Source organism: Sphingobium sp. B8D3B (assembly GCF_025961875.1).
Taxonomy (GTDB): domain Bacteria; phylum Pseudomonadota; class Alphaproteobacteria; order Sphingomonadales; family Sphingomonadaceae; genus Sphingobium.
This window is the reverse complement of sequence record NZ_JAOQON010000001.1, coordinates 2,785,664-2,806,125: the sequence shown is the minus strand read 5'-3', so window position 1 is coordinate 2,806,125 and position 20,462 is coordinate 2,785,664. Positions and strand designations below refer to the sequence as shown.

Annotated in this window: 25 protein-coding genes; 6 read left to right on the top strand and 19 right to left on the bottom strand. The window is 63.1% G+C overall.

Going from position 1 to position 20,462, the window contains the following annotated elements:
- Positions 1-88: 88 nt before the first annotated feature.
- Positions 89-2,764, bottom strand: a complete 2,676-nt coding sequence (gene acnA, locus M2343_RS13160) for an aconitate hydratase AcnA (protein WP_264577016.1) — start codon at positions 2,762-2,764, stop codon at positions 89-91.
- Positions 2,765-3,273: 509 nt separating this feature from the next.
- Here acnA and M2343_RS13155 point away from each other — a divergent pair.
- Positions 3,274-4,116 carry a MarR family transcriptional regulator gene (locus tag M2343_RS13155; protein ID WP_264577015.1) on the top strand — a complete coding sequence of 281 codons (843 nt, stop codon included), beginning with the start codon at positions 3,274-3,276 and terminating at the stop codon, positions 4,114-4,116.
- A gap of 143 nt (positions 4,117-4,259) precedes the next feature.
- Here the strand turns inward: M2343_RS13155 and M2343_RS13150 are convergent, their stop codons facing one another.
- The 10 genes from M2343_RS13150 to M2343_RS13110 form a co-directional block, all read right to left on the bottom strand.
- Positions 4,260-5,321, bottom strand: coding sequence for a tyrosine-type recombinase/integrase (locus M2343_RS13150; protein ID WP_264577014.1), 1,062 nt, complete (start codon positions 5,319-5,321; stop codon positions 4,260-4,262).
- Positions 5,207-5,506 (bottom strand): helix-turn-helix domain-containing protein, encoded by a 300-nt coding sequence (locus M2343_RS16725; RefSeq protein WP_413716021.1) that lies wholly within the window; start codon positions 5,504-5,506, stop codon positions 5,207-5,209. Before M2343_RS16725 ends, M2343_RS13150 begins: the two co-directional genes overlap by 115 nt.
- Complete coding sequence (locus tag M2343_RS13145) at positions 5,503-6,051, bottom strand: hypothetical protein (protein ID WP_264577013.1); 549 nt, start codon at positions 6,049-6,051, stop codon at positions 5,503-5,505. The genes M2343_RS16725 and M2343_RS13145 overlap by 4 nt, the downstream gene beginning before the upstream one ends.
- 175 nt (positions 6,052-6,226) lie before the next feature.
- On the bottom strand, positions 6,227-6,472 hold the full coding sequence (locus M2343_RS13140) for a DUF2312 domain-containing protein (RefSeq protein WP_264577565.1): 246 nt from the start codon (positions 6,470-6,472) through the stop codon (positions 6,227-6,229).
- 159 nt (positions 6,473-6,631) lie between these two features.
- The gene (locus tag M2343_RS13135) at positions 6,632-9,346 is read right to left on the bottom strand and encodes a toprim domain-containing protein (RefSeq protein ID WP_264577012.1); all 2,715 of its coding nucleotides are present in this window, start codon (positions 9,344-9,346) and stop codon (positions 6,632-6,634) included.
- A gap of 88 nt (positions 9,347-9,434) precedes the next feature.
- Positions 9,435-9,707, bottom strand: a complete 273-nt coding sequence (locus M2343_RS13130) for an ogr/Delta-like zinc finger family protein (RefSeq protein ID WP_264577011.1) — start codon at positions 9,705-9,707, stop codon at positions 9,435-9,437.
- Positions 9,708-9,738: 31 nt separating this feature from the next.
- Positions 9,739-10,242, bottom strand: coding sequence for a hypothetical protein (locus M2343_RS13125; protein ID WP_264577010.1), 504 nt, complete (start codon positions 10,240-10,242; stop codon positions 9,739-9,741).
- Positions 10,239-10,580, bottom strand: coding sequence for a hypothetical protein (locus M2343_RS13120; protein WP_264577009.1), 342 nt, complete (start codon positions 10,578-10,580; stop codon positions 10,239-10,241). The genes M2343_RS13125 and M2343_RS13120 overlap by 4 nt, the downstream gene beginning before the upstream one ends.
- Positions 10,577-10,843: a hypothetical protein gene (locus tag M2343_RS13115; RefSeq protein ID WP_264577008.1), complete on the bottom strand. Its 267-nt coding sequence runs from the start codon at positions 10,841-10,843 to the stop codon at positions 10,577-10,579. Before M2343_RS13115 ends, M2343_RS13120 begins: the two co-directional genes overlap by 4 nt.
- 133 nt (positions 10,844-10,976) lie before the next feature.
- Positions 10,977-11,267 (bottom strand): carph-isopro domain-containing protein, encoded by a 291-nt coding sequence (locus M2343_RS13110; protein ID WP_264577007.1) that lies wholly within the window; start codon positions 11,265-11,267, stop codon positions 10,977-10,979.
- A gap of 105 nt (positions 11,268-11,372) precedes the next feature.
- On the opposite strand from M2343_RS13110, the gene M2343_RS13105 reads away from it, so the two are divergent.
- From M2343_RS13105 to M2343_RS13090, 4 genes are all read left to right on the top strand, one after another.
- Positions 11,373-11,873, top strand: a complete 501-nt coding sequence (locus tag M2343_RS13105; RefSeq protein WP_264603899.1) for an XRE family transcriptional regulator — start codon at positions 11,373-11,375, stop codon at positions 11,871-11,873.
- Between the two features lie 232 nt (positions 11,874-12,105).
- On the top strand, positions 12,106-12,636 hold the full coding sequence (locus M2343_RS13100; RefSeq protein WP_264577005.1) for a DUF2846 domain-containing protein: 531 nt from the start codon (positions 12,106-12,108) through the stop codon (positions 12,634-12,636).
- A 78-nt stretch (positions 12,637-12,714) separates the two neighbouring features.
- The gene (locus M2343_RS13095; RefSeq protein ID WP_264577004.1) at positions 12,715-13,356 is read left to right on the top strand and encodes a hypothetical protein; all 642 of its coding nucleotides are present in this window, start codon (positions 12,715-12,717) and stop codon (positions 13,354-13,356) included.
- A gap of 15 nt (positions 13,357-13,371) precedes the next feature.
- Complete coding sequence (locus M2343_RS13090) at positions 13,372-13,839, top strand: thermonuclease family protein (RefSeq protein WP_413716020.1); 468 nt, start codon at positions 13,372-13,374, stop codon at positions 13,837-13,839.
- A gap of 48 nt (positions 13,840-13,887) precedes the next feature.
- On the opposite strand, the gene M2343_RS13085 is transcribed toward M2343_RS13090, so the two are convergent.
- Complete coding sequence (locus M2343_RS13085) at positions 13,888-14,292, bottom strand: hypothetical protein (RefSeq protein WP_264577593.1); 405 nt, start codon at positions 14,290-14,292, stop codon at positions 13,888-13,890.
- Between M2343_RS13085 and M2343_RS13080 the strand changes: the two genes are divergently transcribed.
- Positions 14,239-14,439: a DUF5818 domain-containing protein gene (locus M2343_RS13080; RefSeq protein ID WP_264577003.1), complete on the top strand. Its 201-nt coding sequence runs from the start codon at positions 14,239-14,241 to the stop codon at positions 14,437-14,439. The two genes, M2343_RS13085 and M2343_RS13080, sit on opposite strands and share 54 nt — an antisense overlap.
- A gap of 11 nt (positions 14,440-14,450) precedes the next feature.
- Here M2343_RS13080 and M2343_RS13075 read toward each other — a convergent pair whose 3' ends face one another.
- Genes M2343_RS13075 through M2343_RS13045 form a run of 7 tightly spaced genes read right to left on the bottom strand, consistent with a single transcriptional unit; the run spans position 14,451 to position 20,460 of the window.
- The gene (locus tag M2343_RS13075; RefSeq protein WP_264577002.1) at positions 14,451-15,455 is read right to left on the bottom strand and encodes a contractile injection system protein, VgrG/Pvc8 family; all 1,005 of its coding nucleotides are present in this window, start codon (positions 15,453-15,455) and stop codon (positions 14,451-14,453) included.
- The gene (locus M2343_RS13070; RefSeq protein ID WP_264577001.1) at positions 15,452-15,862 is read right to left on the bottom strand and encodes a phage tail protein; all 411 of its coding nucleotides are present in this window, start codon (positions 15,860-15,862) and stop codon (positions 15,452-15,454) included. The genes M2343_RS13075 and M2343_RS13070 overlap by 4 nt, the downstream gene beginning before the upstream one ends.
- Positions 15,863-15,874: 12 nt before the next feature.
- Positions 15,875-18,223, bottom strand: a complete 2,349-nt coding sequence (locus M2343_RS13065; RefSeq protein WP_264577000.1) for a phage tail tape measure protein — start codon at positions 18,221-18,223, stop codon at positions 15,875-15,877.
- A gap of 2 nt (positions 18,224-18,225) precedes the next feature.
- Positions 18,226-18,357, bottom strand: coding sequence for a GpE family phage tail protein (locus tag M2343_RS13060; RefSeq protein WP_181561032.1), 132 nt, complete (start codon positions 18,355-18,357; stop codon positions 18,226-18,228).
- Between the two features lie 11 nt (positions 18,358-18,368).
- A complete protein-coding gene (locus tag M2343_RS13055) occupies positions 18,369-18,680 on the bottom strand; it encodes a phage tail assembly protein (protein WP_264603898.1) in 312 nt (103 codons plus the stop codon).
- Positions 18,681-18,738: 58 nt separating this feature from the next.
- On the bottom strand, positions 18,739-19,251 hold the full coding sequence (locus tag M2343_RS13050; RefSeq protein ID WP_264576998.1) for a phage major tail tube protein: 513 nt from the start codon (positions 19,249-19,251) through the stop codon (positions 18,739-18,741).
- 39 nt (positions 19,252-19,290) lie between these two features.
- Entirely contained in the window at positions 19,291-20,460 is a 1,170-nt protein-coding gene (locus M2343_RS13045) for a phage tail sheath subtilisin-like domain-containing protein (protein ID WP_264576997.1), read from the bottom strand.
- Between the last annotated feature and the right edge of the window lie 2 nt (positions 20,461-20,462).

Genomic DNA, 20,462 nt, shown 5'->3' with positions numbered 1-20,462 from the left:
CCGCCCGGACATGAAGAAGGGCGACAGACCATCGTCCATCGCCCCCTTCTCGATATCGATCGGGTCAGCGTGCCCGGTCCCTTGAACCTCAGGCCGCCAGCTTGCGCAGCACGTAGGGCAGGATGCCGCCGTTAAGGAAGTAATCCAGCTCGTTCACCGTATCGATGCGGCACAGCGCCTCGAAGGTGAAGCTGGTGCCGTCTGCGCGGCGCGCTTCCACCGTCACCGTCTGGCGCGGCTTGAGGCCGGCGACGTTGCGGATGGTGAAGCTCTCGTCGCCCGTGAGGCCCAGCGTCTCGCGGTTCGTGCCCTCGGGGAACTGCAGCGGCAGCACGCCCATGCCGACGAGGTTGGAGCGGTGGATGCGCTCGAAGCTCTCGGCCACGACCGCACGCACGCCGAGCAGGCGCGTACCCTTGGCCGCCCAGTCACGCGAGGAGCCGGTGCCATATTCCTTGCCGGCGATGACGACGAGCGGCGTGCCGTCGGCCTCATGCTTCATGGCTGCGTCATAGATCGGCATCACTTCGCCGGCATAGCTGGTCATGCCGCCTTCCACGCCGTCCAGCATCAGGTTCTTGATGCGGATGTTGGCGAAGGTGCCGCGCATCATCACTTCATGATGGCCGCGACGCGAGCCGTAGCTGTTGAAGTCGGCGGGTGCGACCTGCCGCTCCTGCAGCCACTGGCCGGCCGGGCTGGCCGCCTTGATCGAGCCGGCCGGAGAGATGTGGTCGGTGGTGATCGAATCGCCGAAGATGGCGAGCGGCTTGGCGTCGATGATGTCGGCGACCGGCGCGGGCGTCATCTCCATGCCCTCGAAATAGGGCGGGTTGGCGACATAGGTGCTGCCGGCGCGCCACGCATAGGTATCCGAGCCGGTCACGTCGATCGCCTGCCAGCGCTCATCGCCGGTGAAGACGGCGGCATAGCGGCTCTGGAACATGTCGCGCGTGAGCGCGCCTTCCATCACCGAGCGGACTTCCTCGTTCGAGGGCCAAATGTCCTTGAGATAGACGTCTGTGCCATCGCTGCCCTGGCCGATCGGCGTCTCGACGAAATCGGTCGTGACCGTGCCCTTGAGCGCATAGGCAACCACGAGGGGCGGGGAGGCGAGGAAGTTGGCGCGCACATCCGGGCTCACGCGGCCTTCGAAGTTGCGGTTGCCCGAGAGGACCGAGGCGGCGACGATGTCGTTGCCGTTGATCGCCTTGCTGATCGGATCGGCGAGCGGGCCGCTGTTGCCGATGCAGGTCGTGCAGCCATAGCCGACGAGATTGAAGCCGACGGCATCAAGATAGGTCTGGAGGCCCGCCTTCTCGAGATAATCGGTAACCACCTGCGACCCAGGCGCGAGGCTGGTCTTCACCCATGGCTTGGGCTTGAGGCCTTTTTCGGTGGCCTTCTTGGCGACCAGACCGGCGGCGACGAGTACGCTCGGGTTGGAGGTGTTGGTGCAGCTGGTGATCGCGGCGATCACAACGTCGCCGTCACCAATGTCATGCGCCGCGCCGTCGACGGGCACGCGCACGGCGGCATCCTTCTTGTAAACCTTGGCGAGGTCGGCGTTGAACACCTCGTCCACCTGCGTGAGGATCACCTTGTCCTGCGGGCGCTTGGGGCCGGCGAGGCTGGGCACGACCGAGCCCATGTCCAGCTCCAGCGTGTCGGTGAAGATCGGGTCGGCAGCTTCGGGGTCGAGCCAGAAGCCCTGCACCTTGGCATAGGCCTCGACCAGCGCGATCTGGTCTTCGTCACGGCCGGTGAGGCGCATGTAATCGAGCGTCTTGCCGTCGATGGGGAAGAAGCCGCAGGTCGCGCCATATTCCGGCGCCATGTTGGCGATGGTCGCACGGTCGGCGAGGCTGAGCGCGCTGACGCCCGGGCCATAGAACTCGACGAAGCGACCGACCACGCCCTTGGCGCGCAGCATCTGCGTGACGGTGAGCACGAGGTCGGTGGCGGTGATGCCCTCGGCCAGCGTGCCGGTGAGCTTGAAGCCAACGACCTCGGGGATGAGCATGGAGACCGGCTGGCCGAGCATCGCGGCCTCTGCCTCGATGCCGCCGACGCCCCAGCCGAGCACGCCCAGGCCATTGATCATCGTCGTGTGGCTGTCCGTGCCGACGCAGGTGTCCGGATAGGCGACCGTCTCGCCATTGGCGTCGACCGAGGTCCACACGGCCTGCGCGACATGCTCCAGATTGACCTGGTGGCAGATGCCGGTGCCGGGAGGAACGACCTTGAAGTTGTCGAGGCTCTTGGACCCCCATTTCAGGAAGTCGTAGCGCTCCGCGTTGCGCTGATATTCCAGCGCGACATTGTCCTCGAACGCCTTGGGCGTGCCGAACTCGTCGACCATGACCGAGTGATCGATGACGAGGTGGACAGGCACCTGCGGGTTGATCTTGCTGGCGTCCGCGCCGAGCGCGTTCATCGCGTCGCGCATCGCGGCGAGGTCGACAACGCAGGGCACGCCGGTGAAATCCTGCATCAGCACGCGCGCGGGGCGATACTGGATCTCGTTGCTGGAGGCCGTGGGGTTCTTGAGCCAGTCGATGACCGCCTGCGCATCGTTGGTGGTGACGGTGACGCCATCCTCGAAGCGGAGCATGTTCTCCAGCAGCACCTTCATCGAGAAGGGGAGGCGCGAGCAATCGCCGAGCTTCGCGGCGGCCTTCGCCAGCGAGTAATAGCCATAGCGCTTGCCACCGACATCCAGTGTGTCGCGCGTGCCAAGCGTATCCTGTCCGATCGCGGTCATCAGCGGGTCTCCTCGAAAAATATCAGTGGCTGGCACTCCGCATGGTTCTAGCCGTTCAGTGCGGTCGCAGCGCAGGGCGTTTTGATCGGTTGGGCCATAACGGTTCAATGCGACCTGTCAACGGGAGCGCGAGCGCGGGCCGGGCCAATCAGAGCGCGGACGTGGCGCCCCGGCTCGGTGCCGATATGACTGGATTGGTGGCGGGACAGCCAATTCATCCAAAATGGAACAAAACTGGTTCAAAAGGTTAATCGAATGGCGCATATTGGCGCCAGATCAAGCAATTGAGGCTCCAAATGTTAACAGGCTTCGATGACAACCCGCGTTATGATGCAAGCTTTGCGCCCCGGCTCGACCAGATGCTGTGCGAAGCGTTGGAGCAGCCGACGATTCTGGTGGGAGGGGATCGCCCGGCAAGTGACTTTTTGTCGCGGGCTGCAGAGCGGGCGGGACTGCAATGTATCGGGTCGACAAGCCTGACAGCCCTTCTTTGGTCGGCGGTCTCGATCGTGTCTGACCTGCTCCTGCTCGATCTGAGGGGTGAGGAGGCGCGCGACTGGCTGGAGCATCCCTTGGCCCCACAAGTCATGCTGAAGGGACGCCGGGTCTGTGTGCTCGTCGATCTGGCTTCCCTCGAGAGCGCCTTTGCGCTTCTCGAAGGCGTCGAGGCCGAGGTGTTGTGCGATCCCAGCCTTGCGGACATCGTCACGATGCTCGTCTCCGCCGGGCTGCGCCCAATGACGTCCGGACCTGCGACGATGCGCGATATCGCCGGGGACGGGGAGGGCATTCGGCTGGAGAGACTGAGCGAGGAAGTCCGCCGGCTCGCCCAGACGCTCGAGCGACTGTCCGGCAGCGCCAAGCCTGCTTCATCGCTAGAGGGTTCGACATCGCAAAGCGGACAGGCGCTTTCCCCGCCGCCCTCCACACAAAAGTCTCAGGCCGCAGCGGTCCCAGCCCAGCCGGCCATGGCGGAGCGATCGCCGATCGAAAGCCGCGCCAGTGCCGCGGAGATCCGCGCCCTCATCCGGGCGCGGCGGCTCCGCGACGAGTTTCTGCCGGCGGACCTGTTCGCCGATCCCGCCTGGGACATGCTGTTGGACCTGCTGGCGGCCCGCCTTGCTGGCCAGCGCGTTTCGGTTTCGAGCCTCTGCATCGCCGCTGCCGTTCCGCCGACCACGGCGCTGCGCTGGATCACGCAGCTGACCGAACGCAAAATCCTGGTCCGGCTTGCTGATCCCACCGATGGGCGGCGGGTATTCATCGACCTGACCGACGAGACGGCGGACGCGGCCCTGCAATGGGTCGACAAGGTGCGCCGCAGGGGCGGGCTTCTGGCGCCGCAGCGTTGAAGCACAGCTTGACCCGCCCCCATAGCGACCGATAAGGGGCGCCTGTGACGGGCGAACCGTCACGATGCTGCTGGGGCGATTAGCTCAGTTGGTAGAGCGTCTCGTTTACACGGAAATTGCTGATGTGGTCTAAGCTGTTGGGCTTAGGCCTTTTTTATTGCCTGCATCTTCGGGACTTCGGGAATAGTTCGGGACTCGCTCGCCTCGAGCGCTGCGCGCACGTCGTCATCGAACGCATGGGCATATCGCAGGGTCGTCCGAATGTTTTTATGCGCGAGCGCCTTTTGAGCGGCGGCTAGGTTGCCGGTCTGGCGCAGGATCCGGGTACCTCGGGTGTGGCGCAGATCATGAAAGCGGAAATCGGGGATCTTGCCGGCGGTGAGCGCCTCCGCCCACACCTTGCGCCAACCATCCTTGGAGATCGGATAGCGCTCGCCCTCGCGCCGCTTCTGCCGGCTCTTCTGGCAAACATAGGTGAACACTTGCGCGCAGGCCTGTGGCTGCGTGGCGATCAGAACGATCATTTCAGTTGTGAGGGGACGTTTGATGCGCCGGCCGCCCTTTACCGTGCGCCACGCGACCTTAGCCGGGAAATCCATATCGGACCAAAGCAGGCCGCGCACCTCGGCAAGCCGCCAACCCGAGAGCAGCGCGAATCGCACGAACGGTTGATAGTCCTGACGGATCGCCTCGAGCAGCCGAGCCTCTTCATCAAATTGCAGCTCGCGGGGATCGTGCTCGCGCACAGAGTAGCGCATTGAGGCCCAATCGGGCATTTCGCCCACGTCATATTTCGCCCTGGCAGTGGCGCGCCAGAGCGCGCGCGCTACATCGATCTCGCGATTGACGCTGCCGCCGCTCACCTCGGCGGCGCGGCTGCGAAAATATTTGCCGATCGCCACATGGTTGATGTCTGCAATGAACGATCTCGGCCCGATTGCATTCACAATGCGGTCAATCCAGCACTCCGTTGACTTGCTCCAGCGCCCCTCTTTGCGAAGCTTTTCCTCATAGATGCCTGCCGCCTCATCGAGGGTGATGGGCGGCCGAGTGGTGATGTTGAGAGCTGCCTCGGCGCGCTTCTGCGCCTCTACAGTTTCCGCCGCGCGTTTCGTTTTCTGGCCCGTCGAGCCGTGAAATCTGCGACCACGATGCTGGAAGTCGTAGACGTAGACCGTGGAATTTTTCGGCTTGTAGACTGACACTGATCGTCCTCGCGGCGGCGGCTCATCACATACGCGTCACAATCTTCGGGGCGGTAGCGAATCTTACGCGGTGTGATGGCGACGTAGCGAATATGACCTTGTTGGCGCAGCCGGCGCAATGTCTTGTCGCTGATATGGAGCCGGGCGGCGGCCTCCGCCGGGGTCAGCAGAATTTCGTCGCTCATGCCGCTGCTCCCTCCGGCTCGGCGACCGTCGCATAAGCCCCTCGCGGCGCCACTGTCAGGGGGATGAAGTGGGCGCGGTGTTTCGCGTAGGCTTCGCGAAAAGCCTGATGATCGCGGTCGGTCATGCCGGTGTGTTCTTGCCGGTGCTGTTTCAGCTCATCCGGCCACCATGCTCGGCCGAGTGCCCAGTAATAGAAATGCGCGGCCTCGAGGCGTTCGAGCTGCGCGCGTAGGTCGGCCGGCGAACGATCGCCGGTGGCGAGCATACGCGGATAGAATTTGCGTCGCATCGCGATCTCGCGGCGGAGGCAGCTCACCAGCTCGCGCCAGCTGAACGGGGCGAGGCGTTCATCGGCCTCTCGCCTTGCCTTGGCAGCGGCGTCCTCATTGCCGGGGGTTAGCAGGAGATCAGCGGCCAGATCGGCATGAATGGCGGCCATGATGCTGATCTCTCGATTGGCATCCTCGCGGGTCATTTTGCCGCTGGCGATCCGATCTGGGTAATGCTGGCGCCGCATGTGCAGCTCGCGCGCCAGCTCTTCCACGATCGCCGCTTTCGGCACCGTGAGCGGATCGGCGCTCTCATCCGACATGCAGCGAAAGAAGAGATCGAAGCTCATCGCTTTTCTCCAGAAATGCGGGCGATGCCGCGTGCGAACAGGAAGGGAATCGCGATGATGATCGCGAGGATCAGCAGCGTGCGCTGCAGAGCCACCAGCATCATTCCATTCCCAGCGCGCACAGGTAGGTTTCGAGGATGGCCGCGTCCTCGAGGCGGGTGCTGGGATCAAGGCTGCGCAGCCGCAAGATCGCCCGCACGGCCTTCACGTCATAGCCGGTGGCTTTGGCTTCAGCGTAAACATCCTTGATATCGTCAGAGATCCCGCGCTTTTCCCCTTCGAGGGTTTCGAGCCGTTCGATGAGCTGGCGCAGGTTCTGAGCCGCCGCGTCGGGATTTGCGTTGATTGGATCCGGCGCGGGCCGAGCCTTCTTTTTGCCCCTGCCCGCAGCAACGGAGGGAGAGACGGGCATAAGCTTGTGGACGGTGCCGCCCTTGCCATCGGGCACGGCCATCATCCGCATTTCAACGGGCGTGGAAGTCTGTGGCTGCATGATTGCGCTCTCCTATGGGTGGCTGCTGGTGGAGCCTGCGGGGCGCTCGAACACCCAGCAGGCAGTGGTTTTGCCTGTCACGCCGGAATTGATCGGCTTGTAGGCAATGAATTTGCGGCTTCTGCTGGTGCGCAGCAGGCGCTTGAGTTCGTTGATAGGCGGCAGCGAGAGGCGCAGATCGCCGCACTTCTGCTCAAACTGCACGAGGTTGACCGCGATCGTGCCATCGATGCGGCTGTGATTGATCCGGTGCGTCGTGCTCTCGGTTTCCTGCCCCTCAATGTAATCGAACCGCTCCCAGAACAGCTCCACATGTGGGTGGTCGTTCTCGGTGAGGCGCTGGCGTTCGGCCAGCATCACGCGAAACTGCGCCTGCACCTCGTTCGCCACATCGTCGGGAATGTTGGTGAGCACCATGCGCATCGCATCGAACATCGCAGCGAGCTGCGCATGGTTCTTCGCCAGGCGGTCGTTGCGGATGCCCTCTTGCCTGAGCATCTGCTCATAATGGACGGCAAACCGCTCGCGGTAGCGCGTCAGGATCTCGGCCTCTCGCTTGACCATGTGAACGATGAAGCCGCTCACCTGATCGCGCTCATAGCGGTTGATCCGCTCGGCCGCCTCGCGTGTCTGCGGCCCCCAGCCATCCTTTGTGATGCACAGGCCCATGATGCGCTCACGCAGCGCCGGTGACGCCTCCACCGGGTCATTCTGCACGATCGCGATCGCACCGCGAAACGGCGGCTCGAATGTCTCCATGCCGCCATTGGCGATCGCGCGCGTCCGCACCGCCCGTCCGTTATAGGCGGTCTTCAGCTCGTCCCATTCGAAGCGGCGGCTATGTGGCGTGTCCTGATTGCGGTCACCCTCGATCAGCACCACCGGGAGATTGCCGACTTGGCCCAACGTGCGCGCTATGCCGGCATTGGTCGCCTTGGTCGGATCGAAGCCCTCATAATTGCCGACGCGGCCCATGAGCTTCCAGAGGAAGGCGATCAGAGTGGTCTTGCCGGTGCCGGGCGGACCAGTGACCTCGAGGAAGGCGAGCGATTCCTGCATGGCGCGAATCTGCTCAGCAAACAGCGAGAGGCCCCAGAATGTCATCACCGCGAGGCCCTTGGCGCCCCACGCACGATAGATGTCGCCCGTCCACCGGATATCGAGCTTGTCGGGATCATATTTGATGGAGAGCAGGCGATCGCTGGTGCGCAGCTTCACCGCTTTGCGGGAGAAGACGAAATAATCGTCCTCATTGATCTTCGCGACCTTGCCTTTGGAGACGCCCAGATCCCCCAGCAGCCAGCCCTCATGGTCGATCGAATAGCCGGTGAACTGGATCGCCTCGACGGTCTGGATATCGGTCCACTGGCGCAGCATCAGCTTATCGAGCTGGTAGTTCGCGCCGACCCACTGCGCGCCGGGCGCGACGGCCGCGAGCCGCTTCTTGAATTCGCCCGAGGATGAGCAGGCAGAGCCGGAAAACGGCGCCTTCACCGCATCTTTGCGCGGGCCGCCCTTCGTCTTCGGGAAGTCGATGCGGAAATAATAGGCGCCCTCTTCCATGTTGGTATCGCGCTGGAAATAGAGGGTGCGAAAGGTGCAGTTCGCCAACTCGGCAATGTCCACGGACTGGCGGGCCGCCAGTTCCCATTGCTCGCCATAGGGAAGCTCGGCGATCGAAGGATCGGCCTCGCGCAGCTGCTCGAGGTGCTGCTCGATCCGCTCAAGCGAAAACGTCGCCCACAGCTGCCGACCATTGAACACCAGCGGGAAGGAGGCCGAGCGATGCTTCTTGTAAATCAGGAACGCTTTTTCATCGGCACTCTGCGCAATCGTTACGTCGCCTGCCCAAAGATAGTCCTCAACATGCTCTGGCTTTAGCTTGTCGGCCTGAAACAGATCGTTCCAGTCGGTCTTCTTGCCTTCGCCATCCACCCTCACCTGCGCGGCGCCCACCGGCCAGCCAGCTTCTCGCGCCTGCTTGGCAAAGCGCCGTGACCATTCCACGCCGGCGGCGCCCTGATCGAAGGCCCAGATGATCTTGGGCATCGGTCGATTGAGTTCGGCGCAGGCCTTGCGCAGATCCGCGAGGAAATGCTCGGGCCAGATGTTGCACGTCATGGCCGAGACGGCGGCAATGCCCGCCTGCCTCAGCGCGATGGCGTCAAAGATGCCCTCGGCAATCCAGATTTCGCGCTCTGCGGCGAGCGTCTCGAAACCATCGCCGGGGTAGAGCCAGCAATGGCCGCGATGCTTTGAGCCGGGGCTAAAGGTCGCCTTTTTATCGCCGAAGCGGCCGGGTTGATCGATGAGACGTTGCCAGTAGCCGCCGCCGGGCAGCGGGAATCGCACCGTCGCCGAGCTGATATTCAGCTCGGGATCCTTGTACCATTCCTGCGCGTAGCATCCGGCAAGAGGAGCCAGATTGAAGCCGCGCGCACTACGCAGATAGGCATCGGCCGCCGCGTTGGGCTTCTCGGGCGTCGGCTTGTGGCGCTTCGACCAGTTATCGAAAATGTCGGGATAGCTCTGCTTGACTGAGATCTCGGCGCCGCAGCTGTCGAGGCGGCCGCAGCGAAGCATCCACGGGTGTTCCGCGTGAGTATAGAGCGACTTCTTGGCGCCGCATTCGGGGCATTTGCCCTCGCGCAGCCACTCGCCCTTTTCCGCAAAGCCATAGTCGCGCTTGAGGCGAGGGAGCAGTTCATTGAGCAATTCATCGCGCACGGGATGGCATCCAAAAGGCAAAGGGGTAGCGTTCCCGGAATGAGGCTTTCCGGGCGGCGTAAATCAGTCTGTGAGGGGCTGGCGGCCGTTAGGCTTTTAGCGCGCCAGCATTCGGCTCAGGATTGGGGGAATCGTCGTTCGCCGGCCCCCTCCGCCACTCTGAGATCGGGAGGGGATGGATCGGCGGATTTCGCTGGCTGACGCGCACCGTCCTGATCGCGGTGAGCTCGGCCACGAAAACGTGACCGCAGCCCAGTTCGTCGCGGCAGTGATAGTAGATCTCGCGATAGGTGAGCGCGACCTTGCCCACCCGGCGCGCTTTTGCACCGCCCCCGCAGGCCGGGCAGCTCGCGCCCGGCATCCGGTGATTCTCTCGTGCCAACATGGCCTCCTCATGCACAAAGCCGCCCCGCGCGGCTTCCCTGTTGCTTCGCGCCGCCGTCATGAACGATCATGCTGTTGAGGCGGGCGCGGACGCGATTGAGCGCGTCAATTCCTTCGTTCACCTCGCGCTGGGCGCTGCGCATGTCTGGCAGGGTCGCACCGGGCTGGATCAAGGTGATGCTGATGCTGATCGCCTCGGCCGTCTCGCGCGTGGCGGTGGATATGTCTGATGCCAGACCGGCAGGACAGGGACTGCTCGTCCAGGTATGCAGGTCGAGCTGATCGGCATAGGCCTCGAGCACCGGCGCATGATTGCCGCCGGCGGCGAGATAGGCGCGATCAAGCGCCATGGCCTGCTCAAGCGATGGCTGCGCGCGGTGTTCCTCATCAGACCAGTAGCGGATGAGCCGTTCAGACTTGCCGAGGATCTGGCCGAGTTGCGCCCAGCCCACCAGTGATCCCACGGTGTTGACGGCTGCGGCAAAGCTTAGCGGTTCGCGGCGCTTGGTCATCCCATCACCTGCTTTTCATTTACGGTGAGCGTGAACGAACGACCGCCGGCGATCAGGCGAACCTCCGTGCCCTTCTGCCGATGATGCACCGTCACCGCTTCAATATCGCAGCGGCGATCCCGCTCCGCACGAAGCAGCGTCGCGACGAACTCAGCGGCTTTGGCGATTGTAGTGGGGGCCGGCACAGTGGGAGGTGCGCCAGCCCCCGCGCGCTTGGTGAGCTGGGCAGGCTTGTTTGTGGGAGAGGTGGGAACCTCAAGCCTGTTCAGCTCATCGAGCGCGATTTCTTCGCGCACGATGGCGCGGATCGTTTCTTGATCGACACGAGAGAAGGTCATTGGCCGCGCCCTCCAATCAGCAGGGCCAGGGCGAGGAGAATGCCGCCCGCGATGAGGCTGATCAGCCAATAGCGCAGGTTGCTGCGCTGCTGCTCGGCGAAGCCATAAGGGTCGCCCACCTTGTGCGTGCAGCGGACTCGGATCAGTCTCGGCGCCGCCCAGGCGGAAGAATGGACGTTCTGCAACGTGCCCTTGCCATGGCAATAGCGGCACTCACTCGCCGGCATGATCTCGCCGGGCCGATAGATGCGGCTGCTGATCATTACTGTGATCCTCCATGGAAAAGAGCGGAGAGGGCGGCACGCGCCTGTACCCGATAGTCCGCCCCGCTTTTGATGATCGTGGCGAGGGCAGCGGCCCCGGCCAGTGGGAAAAGGATGGAGCCGAGGGCGAGCATCAGGCTTGCCCCTCGCGCTTCGTTTCGTCCGCGTGATTGAAACAGACCGCTTTCGCCGGATGGGCTAGATCCGAGGCATCAGTGGCAGGACAGCCGAGGGGGAAGACAACATGGTCGGCGGAGATGCCCAAGCCGATGCCTTGCCCAATTTTGAGGACAACGGGCTGCTTCTCAGCGGGGATGCGCCCGCCTCTCTTCCAGCTCGCCACGGTGGAAGGGGCTTCGCCGATCGCGCGCGCCATGGGCCGGATGCCGCCGAAAAGGTCGAAAAGGGATTGTGTGCGTTCCATGCAGGGAGCATGTGCGATATTTGCGCACACCGGTCAATGGCAAAATACATAAGTCAGTGTGCGAAATTTCCGCATACTTGAGCGATGGAGTCGATAGCCACCCGATTGAAGGCCCTGCGCAAGTCCGCAGTCCCGCCACTAACCGTGCGCGGCATCGCCGAAGCATTGGGCATGCCTTTCGGGACGTACTCGTCGTACGAAACCCCATCGCGTTACAAAAAAGGTGAGCTTCCCCTAGATTTGACGCGCCGCATCGCCGCAGTTCTGGCGAGGCATAACGTTGACCCGGCTGAAGTCATGAAGCTTGCCGGGCTGAACGAGGGCGAGGTCGAACCGGAGGCGCGCGCCATCGAAGCCGCAAAACCGCTGGTCCAGTACGTCACAATGGCAGTCGCCCTGCCTAGTGAAGACGCGCTTGCTGATATGTTCCAGAGTTTGCTCGCACTGGTGCCAGCGGACGCAACGAAGGCCGAAGCCGCGCGAATTCTTGCTCAGCGCCTTCCAGCTGGCTTTGCAGCGATCGGACCTGTCGCGCTCGATCAGGGCAAGGCGCCAGTGATTGCGCCCGCAGAAGCTGCTCAGTCTCTCGCCACAGATCGTCCCTGACCGCCGCAATCGTCGCACACCGCACACTGCATCGATCGCACGCAAACTCGCACCCCGGCGTCAATCGCCACGTATTTCCGGTCACCAACCTTATCCATTTGTTCCTGTTACGTTCTAATACAGCACGTGCGATGTGTGTAGGACAGCACATAAAAGGTTAACGTGATCGAGATTAGGTGACTTTATCCACCAAACTGAATATCGCTTCGTGCGAATCTTTTGGGGGGATTTCATGAACTTTCGCATTTTCGCGCTCTTGTGCGCGTCCTTCGCATCGTCTGCAGTATCAGCGCAGACCCCGAGTCAGATCGAGCCTCGGGATAAGGCACAAACAGTCGTCGACGGGTCGGATGCGACAGATGAGCGGGTCAGCCACACAACGGAAGATTTGGGAGCTGGTGTGGCAGCAGCAACCGTAACCGCCGCGGCCCCCACTTCGTCAAAAATCGTGATGTTTCGTCCCCAATCGATCATGGGCATGGGTATCGCCTGCCCGATCCGGTACAAAGGGGTAGAACTGGTGGAGCTCGGTCGCGGCAAATTTGCTGAGTGGACCGTCCCTGCCGGAAGTTACATCCTAGGCAACAAAACTGCCAGCGTTGAGGTCAACCTCACGGCTGGGCAGACCAAGTATGTCCGCTGCCAGATTAAGCCCGGTTTCATGACGGGACGAGCTGACCTGCAAATCGTCGATCAAGAGAGCTATGCTCAGCACGCTGCCGATTTTGAGCGAAAAGAGACGGCGACAGTTGCTGTCAACTGATGCGGCTAAGGTTGAGCAAGCTCATGTGAGCTGATCTGCTCTATCTGATCGGTTCGGATTTTAGTGGAGGGGAGTGACATGAAAATTTACGCTGTGGGTCTTTGTGGTATTTTGACCGCGCTACCTGCGTCTGCGCAGGAAATTGCGCCAGCATCCCAAGCCGTGCTTATCGCGCCAGTCGCCGAGAATGTGATGCGCGCCGGAACGGAAGTTCCTCTTCAAATGCGGGAGGAGCTGACGACGAAAAAGAAGAAGCTGCGGGTCGGCCAGCGCTTCCAAATGGAGGTCGCCTCCAGCGTCACGATGAACGGCGTGACGGTGATCCCAGGCGGCACGCCTGTCGTTGGAGAAGTCACAGAAGTTCGCAACAAAGGGATGTGGGGAAAATCCGGCTACATTGGAGCGCGCGTCGTCTCGATGCGCCTTGGCGACCGGCACGTCCGACTGACCGGCACGTTTGATGACAAGGGCGTCACTGGAACGGCTGGCGTCATCGGCGCTGTTGCACTCGTTCCATTGGCGGGCTTCTTTACGACAGGCACGAGCGCTTACATCCCCATGGGTTCAAGCGTGAAGGCGTTTCTTGATGAGGACCTCGCTTTCACCACGCCGCATGCGCAACCCGCAACAGCGCCGTTGGTGCAGTCCAAGATGGAGAGCGCGCCCAAGGACGCCGCTTCAGAGCGGGACTTCACCGCGCCTGCGGTCGTGAGAAACTAACAGGCGAAGGCAGTCTTGCGGCCCTCGGCCATCCTTGCGGTTGCGGCCCTTCTCGGGATCGGCGTCGGTAGTGGCTTCTCTTATTTTGAGAGTCGATCAGCGCCGCCGAGCTCGCTTGCATCGACCGCGACCGAGGGCGTTGCCCGCTATGACCTGTGCGGCGTTAGCCGCCACAATTGCGTTGTGGATGGGGACACCTTGTGGATCGACGGCGTGAAGATTCGCATCGCGGATATCGATACCCCAGAAATCGGGTCGCCTCGATGTGATGCTGAGATGGCACTCGGACAGCGCGCCAAGCGCCGTCTTCTCGAGCTGGTCAACGAAGGGCCATTTGAAATCCGGCCGATCGGCAACCGTGATGCTGATCGGTACAACCGAAAACTCCGGGTTCTGGTTCGCGATGGTCGTTCGCTCGGGGACCAGTTGGTGCAGGAAGGGCTTGCGCGAACGTGGACCGGTCGGCGCGAACCCTGGTGCTAGGCGCGCAACGTTTGAAAGGTCCTGTCACTGCGGCGTCGCGGGACGTGTTCAGATATTCCCCTCGAACCAGTCCAGCACTGCGAGCAGAAGCAGCGCACCGACCGCAATGAGCAGAAGCGTCAGCCAGCCGGCTTCGGCGATAATGCGCGCGTTCGGGCCATCAGCTACAAATTTCTCATTCGCTTCATGAGCATCGCGCATGCGCGGCCCCTCGTGACCGCAGGATTCGCAGCGGGCAAACCAGAAGTCGTCCTCACGCCAAACCTTGATCCGTGTCGACAGGCATGATGGACATTCATCGTGTAGCATATGCGCGACCTGAGATGATCGAAGTGTGCAAATCGAGTGCGGCAAAGGATGCCAATCTGCAAGGGCTAGCGGATTGGCAAAGGGGGGAAGATGGGTCGAGGAACCAAGTTGGAAGTCTTCGGTGTCCTTCGTCAGGATAAACACCAGTTCGTGTTGCAGACAGACGATGGCGGAACATGGCGTCTCGACAGTGCAAAGAATTTGCGGCCGTTCCTAGGCCTGCGCGTCAAACTCGCGGGCGAGAGAGATGGCTTCGACTTGCTAAGCGTTGAGCGGATTGGTCGCGCTTGATGGGGAGATTGCTATGTGCCGGTTTCCATTCGGAGATCGGACGATAGGCCGCCAGCCTTGTCGAGCCGGTGCGTGACCTCCCTGATCAGCCAGTTTGTGGCGTCGATCTCATCTTTGAACCCGCTGACACGGACGCGGGCTTCCGGTGTCGCGTCGGGGCGACCGAGCGCGAGATTAAGATCCAGCGTCGCTGGTGCCCGCCTGAGCCGATCCCGCTCGGCAACGGCCGCGCGTTGGGCGCTGGCTTCATCAGGATAGACCTTGCGCAGTCGTTTCGCGCCGCCTGCCTCTCCCACAGTGATCGTCTGGCGCTTGGCGCGGCCCCTGTCATGCCAACTGGCGGCCACGCCCGTCTGGCCGTCGCGCTTTTGGCGCTGCCATGAGTGGTTGGAGACATGCGCGCGCTCGATCACCAGCGCCGGAAGGGGCTTGCCGCTTGTGGTGACGCCGGCCCCTTTGCGGGCAAAGATCAGGTGTCCATCCTTGATCGTCGCCACGGCATCGTGCGCCCGACCGAGCCGGCGCAGGAATGCCACATCGCTCTCCCGGCTCTGTGCGATTGATGCCAGGGCGATCGACGACAGATCCGGCGCCACCTTTGCAGTGAGGCCGTTGCGGCCTGCCACGTCCCGCAAAACCGCCCCCAGCGTGGTATCCTTCCAACTGCCTTCGCGGCGGTTGCGGATCTCCGAGGTAAAATCCGCCGATCGCGCGCGGATCGTGATCTGATCGGGCGGTCCAGCATGGGTCACATCGTCCACCTTGAAGCTGCCCTTGTGAACAAGGCCGATGGGCACATTGCGGCCCTGTTTCCAACCGATCTCGACGCTCAACACCGCGCCCTCTTTGGGAATCGCAAGGCCGCCATCGGTATCGCTCAGCACGATGTCGAGCTGATCGGCCTCATCATCGCGCCGCTCGGACAGGCTGAGCGAGACGAGGCGCGGGCGCAGCCGGTCGGAGAGATCGACGCCATCGAGGGTCACGCGCCAGTCCGCGATATTGTGGCCGCTCATTGCGCGGCCTCGGGATCCTCTGGCGCCGGATCATCGACGCGCAACAGATCAATCGCGAAATCGATGCGGCGCGGGCGACCATTGGCCATCAAATAGGAATGGCGCTCATCAATCGCCTCGATCACGAAATTGCCAAGCACCTCGCCGGCGCCGCTCACCAGTGGAACGGCATCGCCGGCGCTGGCCATCTCGCGCAGCTGGTCGATGCTCACCTGCCCATCGCTCAGCTCGGCATATGTGGCGCCCGATAGCGAAATGGTCTCGGTGCCCGGCCCGGTGAACTGCACCGCATCCCGCGCGCCCATGCGCGGCGCGCGGGCATGTTGCCAGTCTGCCTTGCGCTGCAGCTCATCGGGGGCGAGCGATCCCATCTCGAAAACGAACATGCCCAGAGCCATCAGATGCATCGCGCCGCCTCCCTAATCGTCGCCATAGCCGCGCCCACGCTTCTCGCGCTCGATCTGCTCAATGGCCCGGCGCACGGCATCGGCAATGTCCTCGGGCACGCCGGCGCCGCTCACCTTGATCTCGATATGATAGGTGGAGGGTGCCGCAGCCGGCGCAGCAGACGCGCTGGCGCCTCCCTGCGCCGCAGCCGGTCCAGCGATCGCCACGGCCGCTCCACCGGCGCCCACGGCCAGCGCCCGGGTCATTCGGCCCGATAGCTCGGAGATCCGCTGCAGCGGCCCAGCGGTGTTTGCAGCAAGGCCCTGATCGAGGCCGTCCATCACGAACCCGCCCAGCCCCGCGAACACGCGCGAAGGCGAATGGATGCCGAGCTTTTCCTTGAACCACTTCGCCACGCTGCTCGCCGCGCCGACGATCGTATCCTTGAGCGCCGCCAGCTTGCCCAGCATGCCGTTGATCAGGCCTTGGATGAGATCCCGGCCGATCTGTCCGAAGTCGAGAGAGCGGAAGAACCCCACTGCGTTTCGGATCGCGTCAAGAATGCCGCTCCAGAGGCCGCTGAAATAGGCAACGATGCCATCCCAGCTAGCATAGATAAGATAGGCAGCAGCGGCTACGGCGGCGACGGCCGCCACAATGAGCAGCAGCGGGCCGAGCGCGATTCCCAACGGTGCGGCGGCAGCGGTGAGAGCGGCGAAGCCGAGCGCCAGCGTGCCGAGCAGGATCAGCAGCGCCGCGCCGGCGCCGACGAACATCATAATGCCCTTGGCCAGCACTGGATGCTCTTGCGCCCAGCTGCGCATGGTTTTGGCCGCACCGGCGACCATGCCAGCGACCTTCACCACCGTGGGCAGCAGATATTGCCCCATGGTGATGTTGAGCGCCTTGAGGCCGTTGGTCGCAAGGCCGGTGGCGCCCTCGGCCGTGGCGATGGCGCCGAGATATTCCGCGTTCATCGAGCCGGCATAGCGGCTGCTATCGCCCACCAGCGCGAAGTTCTCCCGCAGCTGATCGAGATTGTTGAGCATCGGCGCGATCGCGCCGACGCTCTCGGATCCGAAGAGCTGTGTGAGGGTGGAAGCCTGCGCCTCCTTCGATAGCCCCTGCAGGCGTCCCAGCACATCGAGGATTGCGCCGCCGGCATCCTTCTGCATGGCTTTGCCGACTTGCTCGGCATCAAGGCCCAGCGATGCGAACGCCTTCTGCTGCGATTTGGTGGCGGCGCTGCCCTTGGTGAGCGCCAGCATCATGTTCTTGATGCCAGTGGCGCCGATCTCGCTTTCAACGCCCACGCTTGAGAGCACTTGGCCCATGGAGGCGATCTGGGCTGCAGCGAGGCCACCCACTTTGCCGAGCGGGCCGATGCGCGTCACCATTTCGGTAACGGCTCCGACATTGCCGCCATAGGTGTTGGTGAGCGCGTTGATCTGATCGGCCAGCTCCACCACGCCGTCTTGCGGCAGCTCGAAAGCGGTGCGCCACTTGGCCATGGTCGCGCCGGCAACCTCGGCAGTGCTTTCAAAGGCCACGCCCATTTTTGCCGCATCTTCGGCAAAGCGCAGCAGTTCCTCGCGGGGCACGTTCGCTCGCCCGGCGGCCGCCACGATCGCAGCGATGCCCTCGGCCGCCATCGGGATCCGCTCGCTCATGTCGAGGATATCGCTGGTCATCTGCGCAAAGGCTTGCGGGGAATCGAAATCCACCACCTTGCGCACATCAGCCATCGCTGCCTCGAGCGTCATGGCCTGTTTCGTTGCCATGACGATCGGCGCGCCGGCGGCGGTGCCGGCGGCCACCATGCCGAGGCCAAGTCCGGTCGCTTTGGCGCTCACCTCATTGAGCCGATCGGTGTTGCGCTGTGCCTTCGCCACCTTGTCGAGCTGCTCTGTCTGGCGCTTCAGGGCCTGATTGGCATCATGTGTGCGCATCGCCAGATCATTCTCGTGGCGCGCAAGGTCCGCTACGTCGATGCCCGCCTCGCCCAGCTGCCGGGAGAGCTGCTGCAGCTCATCGCCGCCCCTGTCCACCTTGGCCGTGAGCAGGGCGGTTTGCTTTTCAGCTCGCGCGAACTCATTGCGCAGCTTCTTGGTCGGCGCCTCGGTCTTTTCGAGCGTAGCGCGCAGCTCTTCCATTTTCGCGCGCTGCTGCGCCAGAGCCTGCGTGTCGGCGGCGAAGCGGCCCTCGGCCGCCTTGTATTTGCCGACCTGCTGCTGCGCCGCATCGAGCTTTTGCAACTGCCTGTGCGTCTCGGCCAGATCCTTGCGCGCGTTCGAGCTGGCGCCGGTGATCGCCTTGAGCGGCGCGGTCACGCGATCGAGGCCCTCGAGGATGACCTGCAGGCGAAGGTTCTTGGATGCCATGACTACCGCTTTCCGGGTTTCTCAGGGGGCCTTGATCGGCGGGCGGCATGCTCGCGCCAGCCCAGCAGCTCGCTCACGCTCATTTCGTCCATGACGGCCGGCGACCAGTGGAAGGTGATCGCCAGATCCGCCATGGCATCCTCGATCAGTCGTGGAGCGCCGCCCTCTGCGATCTCTGCAGCAAAAAACTCCCAATCTCCGCGCCGCATGCAAGCAGATCGGAGGGATCGAGATTGGCCACCTCGGCCTCGGTCAGCGTGGGCATGGAAATCCGGGGAATGATCTTGGTGAGGGCATCGACCTTGAGCTGGCCGAGGTCGACCAGCGAAAGGCCGCGCAGCTCGCCCGACTTGGGCTTGCGCAGTTGAATGCTGTCGATCGACTGCTCGCCGCGCTGCACGGGGCTGTCGAGGGAAACGGTGCGAAAGATCGGCTCGGCCGGGATGGTCATGATCATGCTCTCCAGAAGGGCAAGGGGGGGACGCGGCCCGGCCGGTGAAGCCGGGCCGGGGCGATTAGAAGAGGCCGATGGCGTTGCGCTGGGCTGCAAGGCGATCCACGCCGTCCACGATCTCGATCATGTTGATGAAATCGATCTCGATCTCAGTGCGGCCGTTCCAGAGCAGCTTGTAATAGACGAGCGCGCTGGAGACGCTGAATTCGCCCGGCTCGCCCACCTCCTGATCGCCCATCTCGATCTCGCTGTGGCGCCCACGCATGATCACCTCGATCGCGTCGACGTTGCCGCTGTCATCCTGCTGATAGGCCCCGGCAAAGCGCAGATAGACGCCATCGATGGTCGTTGCGCCAAACTGGCGCAGAACGTCGCGCAGCGGGCCACCAGCGGTGAAGGAAGCCGAAAGCGCCTCCATGCCCATGTCAAAGCTCACCGGGCCGTTCATGCCGCCAAGGCGGCTCTCTTCCATCTTGCGGGTGAGCGTGGGCAAGGTCACCGTCTTGACTTCGCCCAGATAGGCCGAGCCTTCGTTGAACAGCATCATATTTTTGAGAGTGCGGGGGAGGCCCATGATTTGCTCCTATGATCGGGGAAAGAGGATGGCGGGCGATCAGGCCTCGCTCAGCGCCGCGCTGAAATCGGCCAGATATTTGTCCGTGATGCGCTGATTGAAGCCGAGATCCTCGAGCGGCGGCGGCACCGTGTAATCATAGTCGATGCGCAGCTTGCCGGCCTTGAGGCTCTCCACCGAGTTGAGCGCGGAATCGAACCATGCGTTGGCGCCCAGCACCACGCCCTGCGCCTTGAGCTGGCGGAAAAAGCCGTTGATCGTCTCGATGATATCGCGGGTGAGCGACGGGGTGAGCGGCTTATCCACCGCCCACAACATGCCCTTGGCGATCGTATCGGTGAGCAGCTGCGCCACGCGCACCGTGCTCTCATACTTATAGAGGCTGGTATCCGCCGCGCAGGTCCGGTTGCCCCAGAAGCGATAGCCGGCATCGGTGCGGATGAGGCTGGTGACGTGCGCTTGATTGAGCACGCCCACATCGCTCGCCATATTCTCGATGTCCCAATAGAAATCCTTGGTGATGCCAAGAACGCCGGGCACCGGGACATTCGAGAGGGTCTTTTGCGGCCCATATTGCTGATCGATCAGCGCGCGCATGGCGCCGGCATAGGCAGCAGCATCGCCGGTGACATTGGCGCTGGTGGCCGTATCCCAGACCAGCCAGTCGGGCGTGATCAGCATCAGCTCGCGCTCATCAAAATTGGCGCGATAAAGCCCCGCCTCGGCCACGGTGTCGCCGACGACGCGGGCATAAGCGAACGCGCGCAGCTTTTTCGCCACCCCGGCCAGCGCCTTGGTGACCGCCTGCGTCTCGAGGCCGGGCGTGATCAGGATCTTGGGCTGAGCCATCGTCTGAGCGCGCGCTGCAAGCAAAGCCTGCATGCCGGTCTTTTCGCCGGCCACGTCGCCGCCAATCACATTGCTGGCCGTCTCCGCCGCATCGCCGCCCTCTTCCACGCGCACCACCACCACGGGCGTGCTCACGATCGAGCTGATCGCGCGCAGCGAGCTGGCGAGCGTGCCGTTGGTGCCGGCCTTGCTGATCGCATCGGCAAGATCCGTGATCAGCACGGGCTTATCCAGCGGGAAGGTCGCCGCGTTCGCATCGCTGGCGATCGCGACAAGGCCGATAACGGCGGTGGCCACGGCGCTGATCGTGGGCGCGCCGGTATCGATCTCGGTGATGGTGATGCCGTGCTTGAAAGCCATTG

Excerpts from the sequence above, each read along its gene's own strand:
- M2343_RS13070 (WP_264577001.1), bottom strand. The coding sequence starts at position 15,862 with ATGCATCTGATGGCTCTGGGCATGTTCGTTTTCGAGATGGGATCGCTC.
- M2343_RS13095 (WP_264577004.1), top strand. The coding sequence starts at position 12,715 with ATGAAAATTTACGCTGTGGGTCTTTGTGGTATTTTGACCGCGCTACCT.
- M2343_RS13055 (WP_264603898.1), bottom strand. The coding sequence starts at position 18,680 with ATGATCATGACCATCCCGGCCGAGCCGATCTTTCGCACCGTTTCCCTC.
- M2343_RS13110 (WP_264577007.1), bottom strand. The coding sequence starts at position 11,267 with ATGGAACGCACACAATCCCTTTTCGACCTTTTCGGCGGCATCCGGCCC.
- M2343_RS13060 (WP_181561032.1), bottom strand. The coding sequence starts at position 18,357 with ATGGCGGATCTGGCGATCACCTTCCACTGGTCGCCGGCCGTCATGGAC.
- acnA (WP_264577016.1), bottom strand. The coding sequence starts at position 2,764 with ATGACCGCGATCGGACAGGATACGCTTGGCACGCGCGACACACTGGAT.
- M2343_RS13065 (WP_264577000.1), bottom strand. The coding sequence starts at position 18,223 with ATGGCATCCAAGAACCTTCGCCTGCAGGTCATCCTCGAGGGCCTCGAT.
- M2343_RS13045 (WP_264576997.1), bottom strand. The coding sequence starts at position 20,460 with ATGGCTTTCAAGCACGGCATCACCATCACCGAGATCGATACCGGCGCG.
- M2343_RS13115 (WP_264577008.1), bottom strand. The coding sequence starts at position 10,843 with ATGATCAGCAGCCGCATCTATCGGCCCGGCGAGATCATGCCGGCGAGT.
- M2343_RS13125 (WP_264577010.1), bottom strand. The coding sequence starts at position 10,242 with ATGACCAAGCGCCGCGAACCGCTAAGCTTTGCCGCAGCCGTCAACACC.
- M2343_RS13075 (WP_264577002.1), bottom strand. The coding sequence starts at position 15,455 with ATGAGCGGCCACAATATCGCGGACTGGCGCGTGACCCTCGATGGCGTC.
- M2343_RS16725 (WP_413716021.1), bottom strand. The coding sequence starts at position 5,506 with ATGAGCGACGAAATTCTGCTGACCCCGGCGGAGGCCGCCGCCCGGCTC.
- M2343_RS13080 (WP_264577003.1), top strand. The coding sequence starts at position 14,239 with ATGGGTCGAGGAACCAAGTTGGAAGTCTTCGGTGTCCTTCGTCAGGAT.
- M2343_RS13100 (WP_264577005.1), top strand. The coding sequence starts at position 12,106 with ATGAACTTTCGCATTTTCGCGCTCTTGTGCGCGTCCTTCGCATCGTCT.
- M2343_RS13130 (WP_264577011.1), bottom strand. The coding sequence starts at position 9,707 with ATGCCGGGCGCGAGCTGCCCGGCCTGCGGGGGCGGTGCAAAAGCGCGC.
- M2343_RS13050 (WP_264576998.1), bottom strand. The coding sequence starts at position 19,251 with ATGGGCCTCCCCCGCACTCTCAAAAATATGATGCTGTTCAACGAAGGC.
- M2343_RS13120 (WP_264577009.1), bottom strand. The coding sequence starts at position 10,580 with ATGACCTTCTCTCGTGTCGATCAAGAAACGATCCGCGCCATCGTGCGC.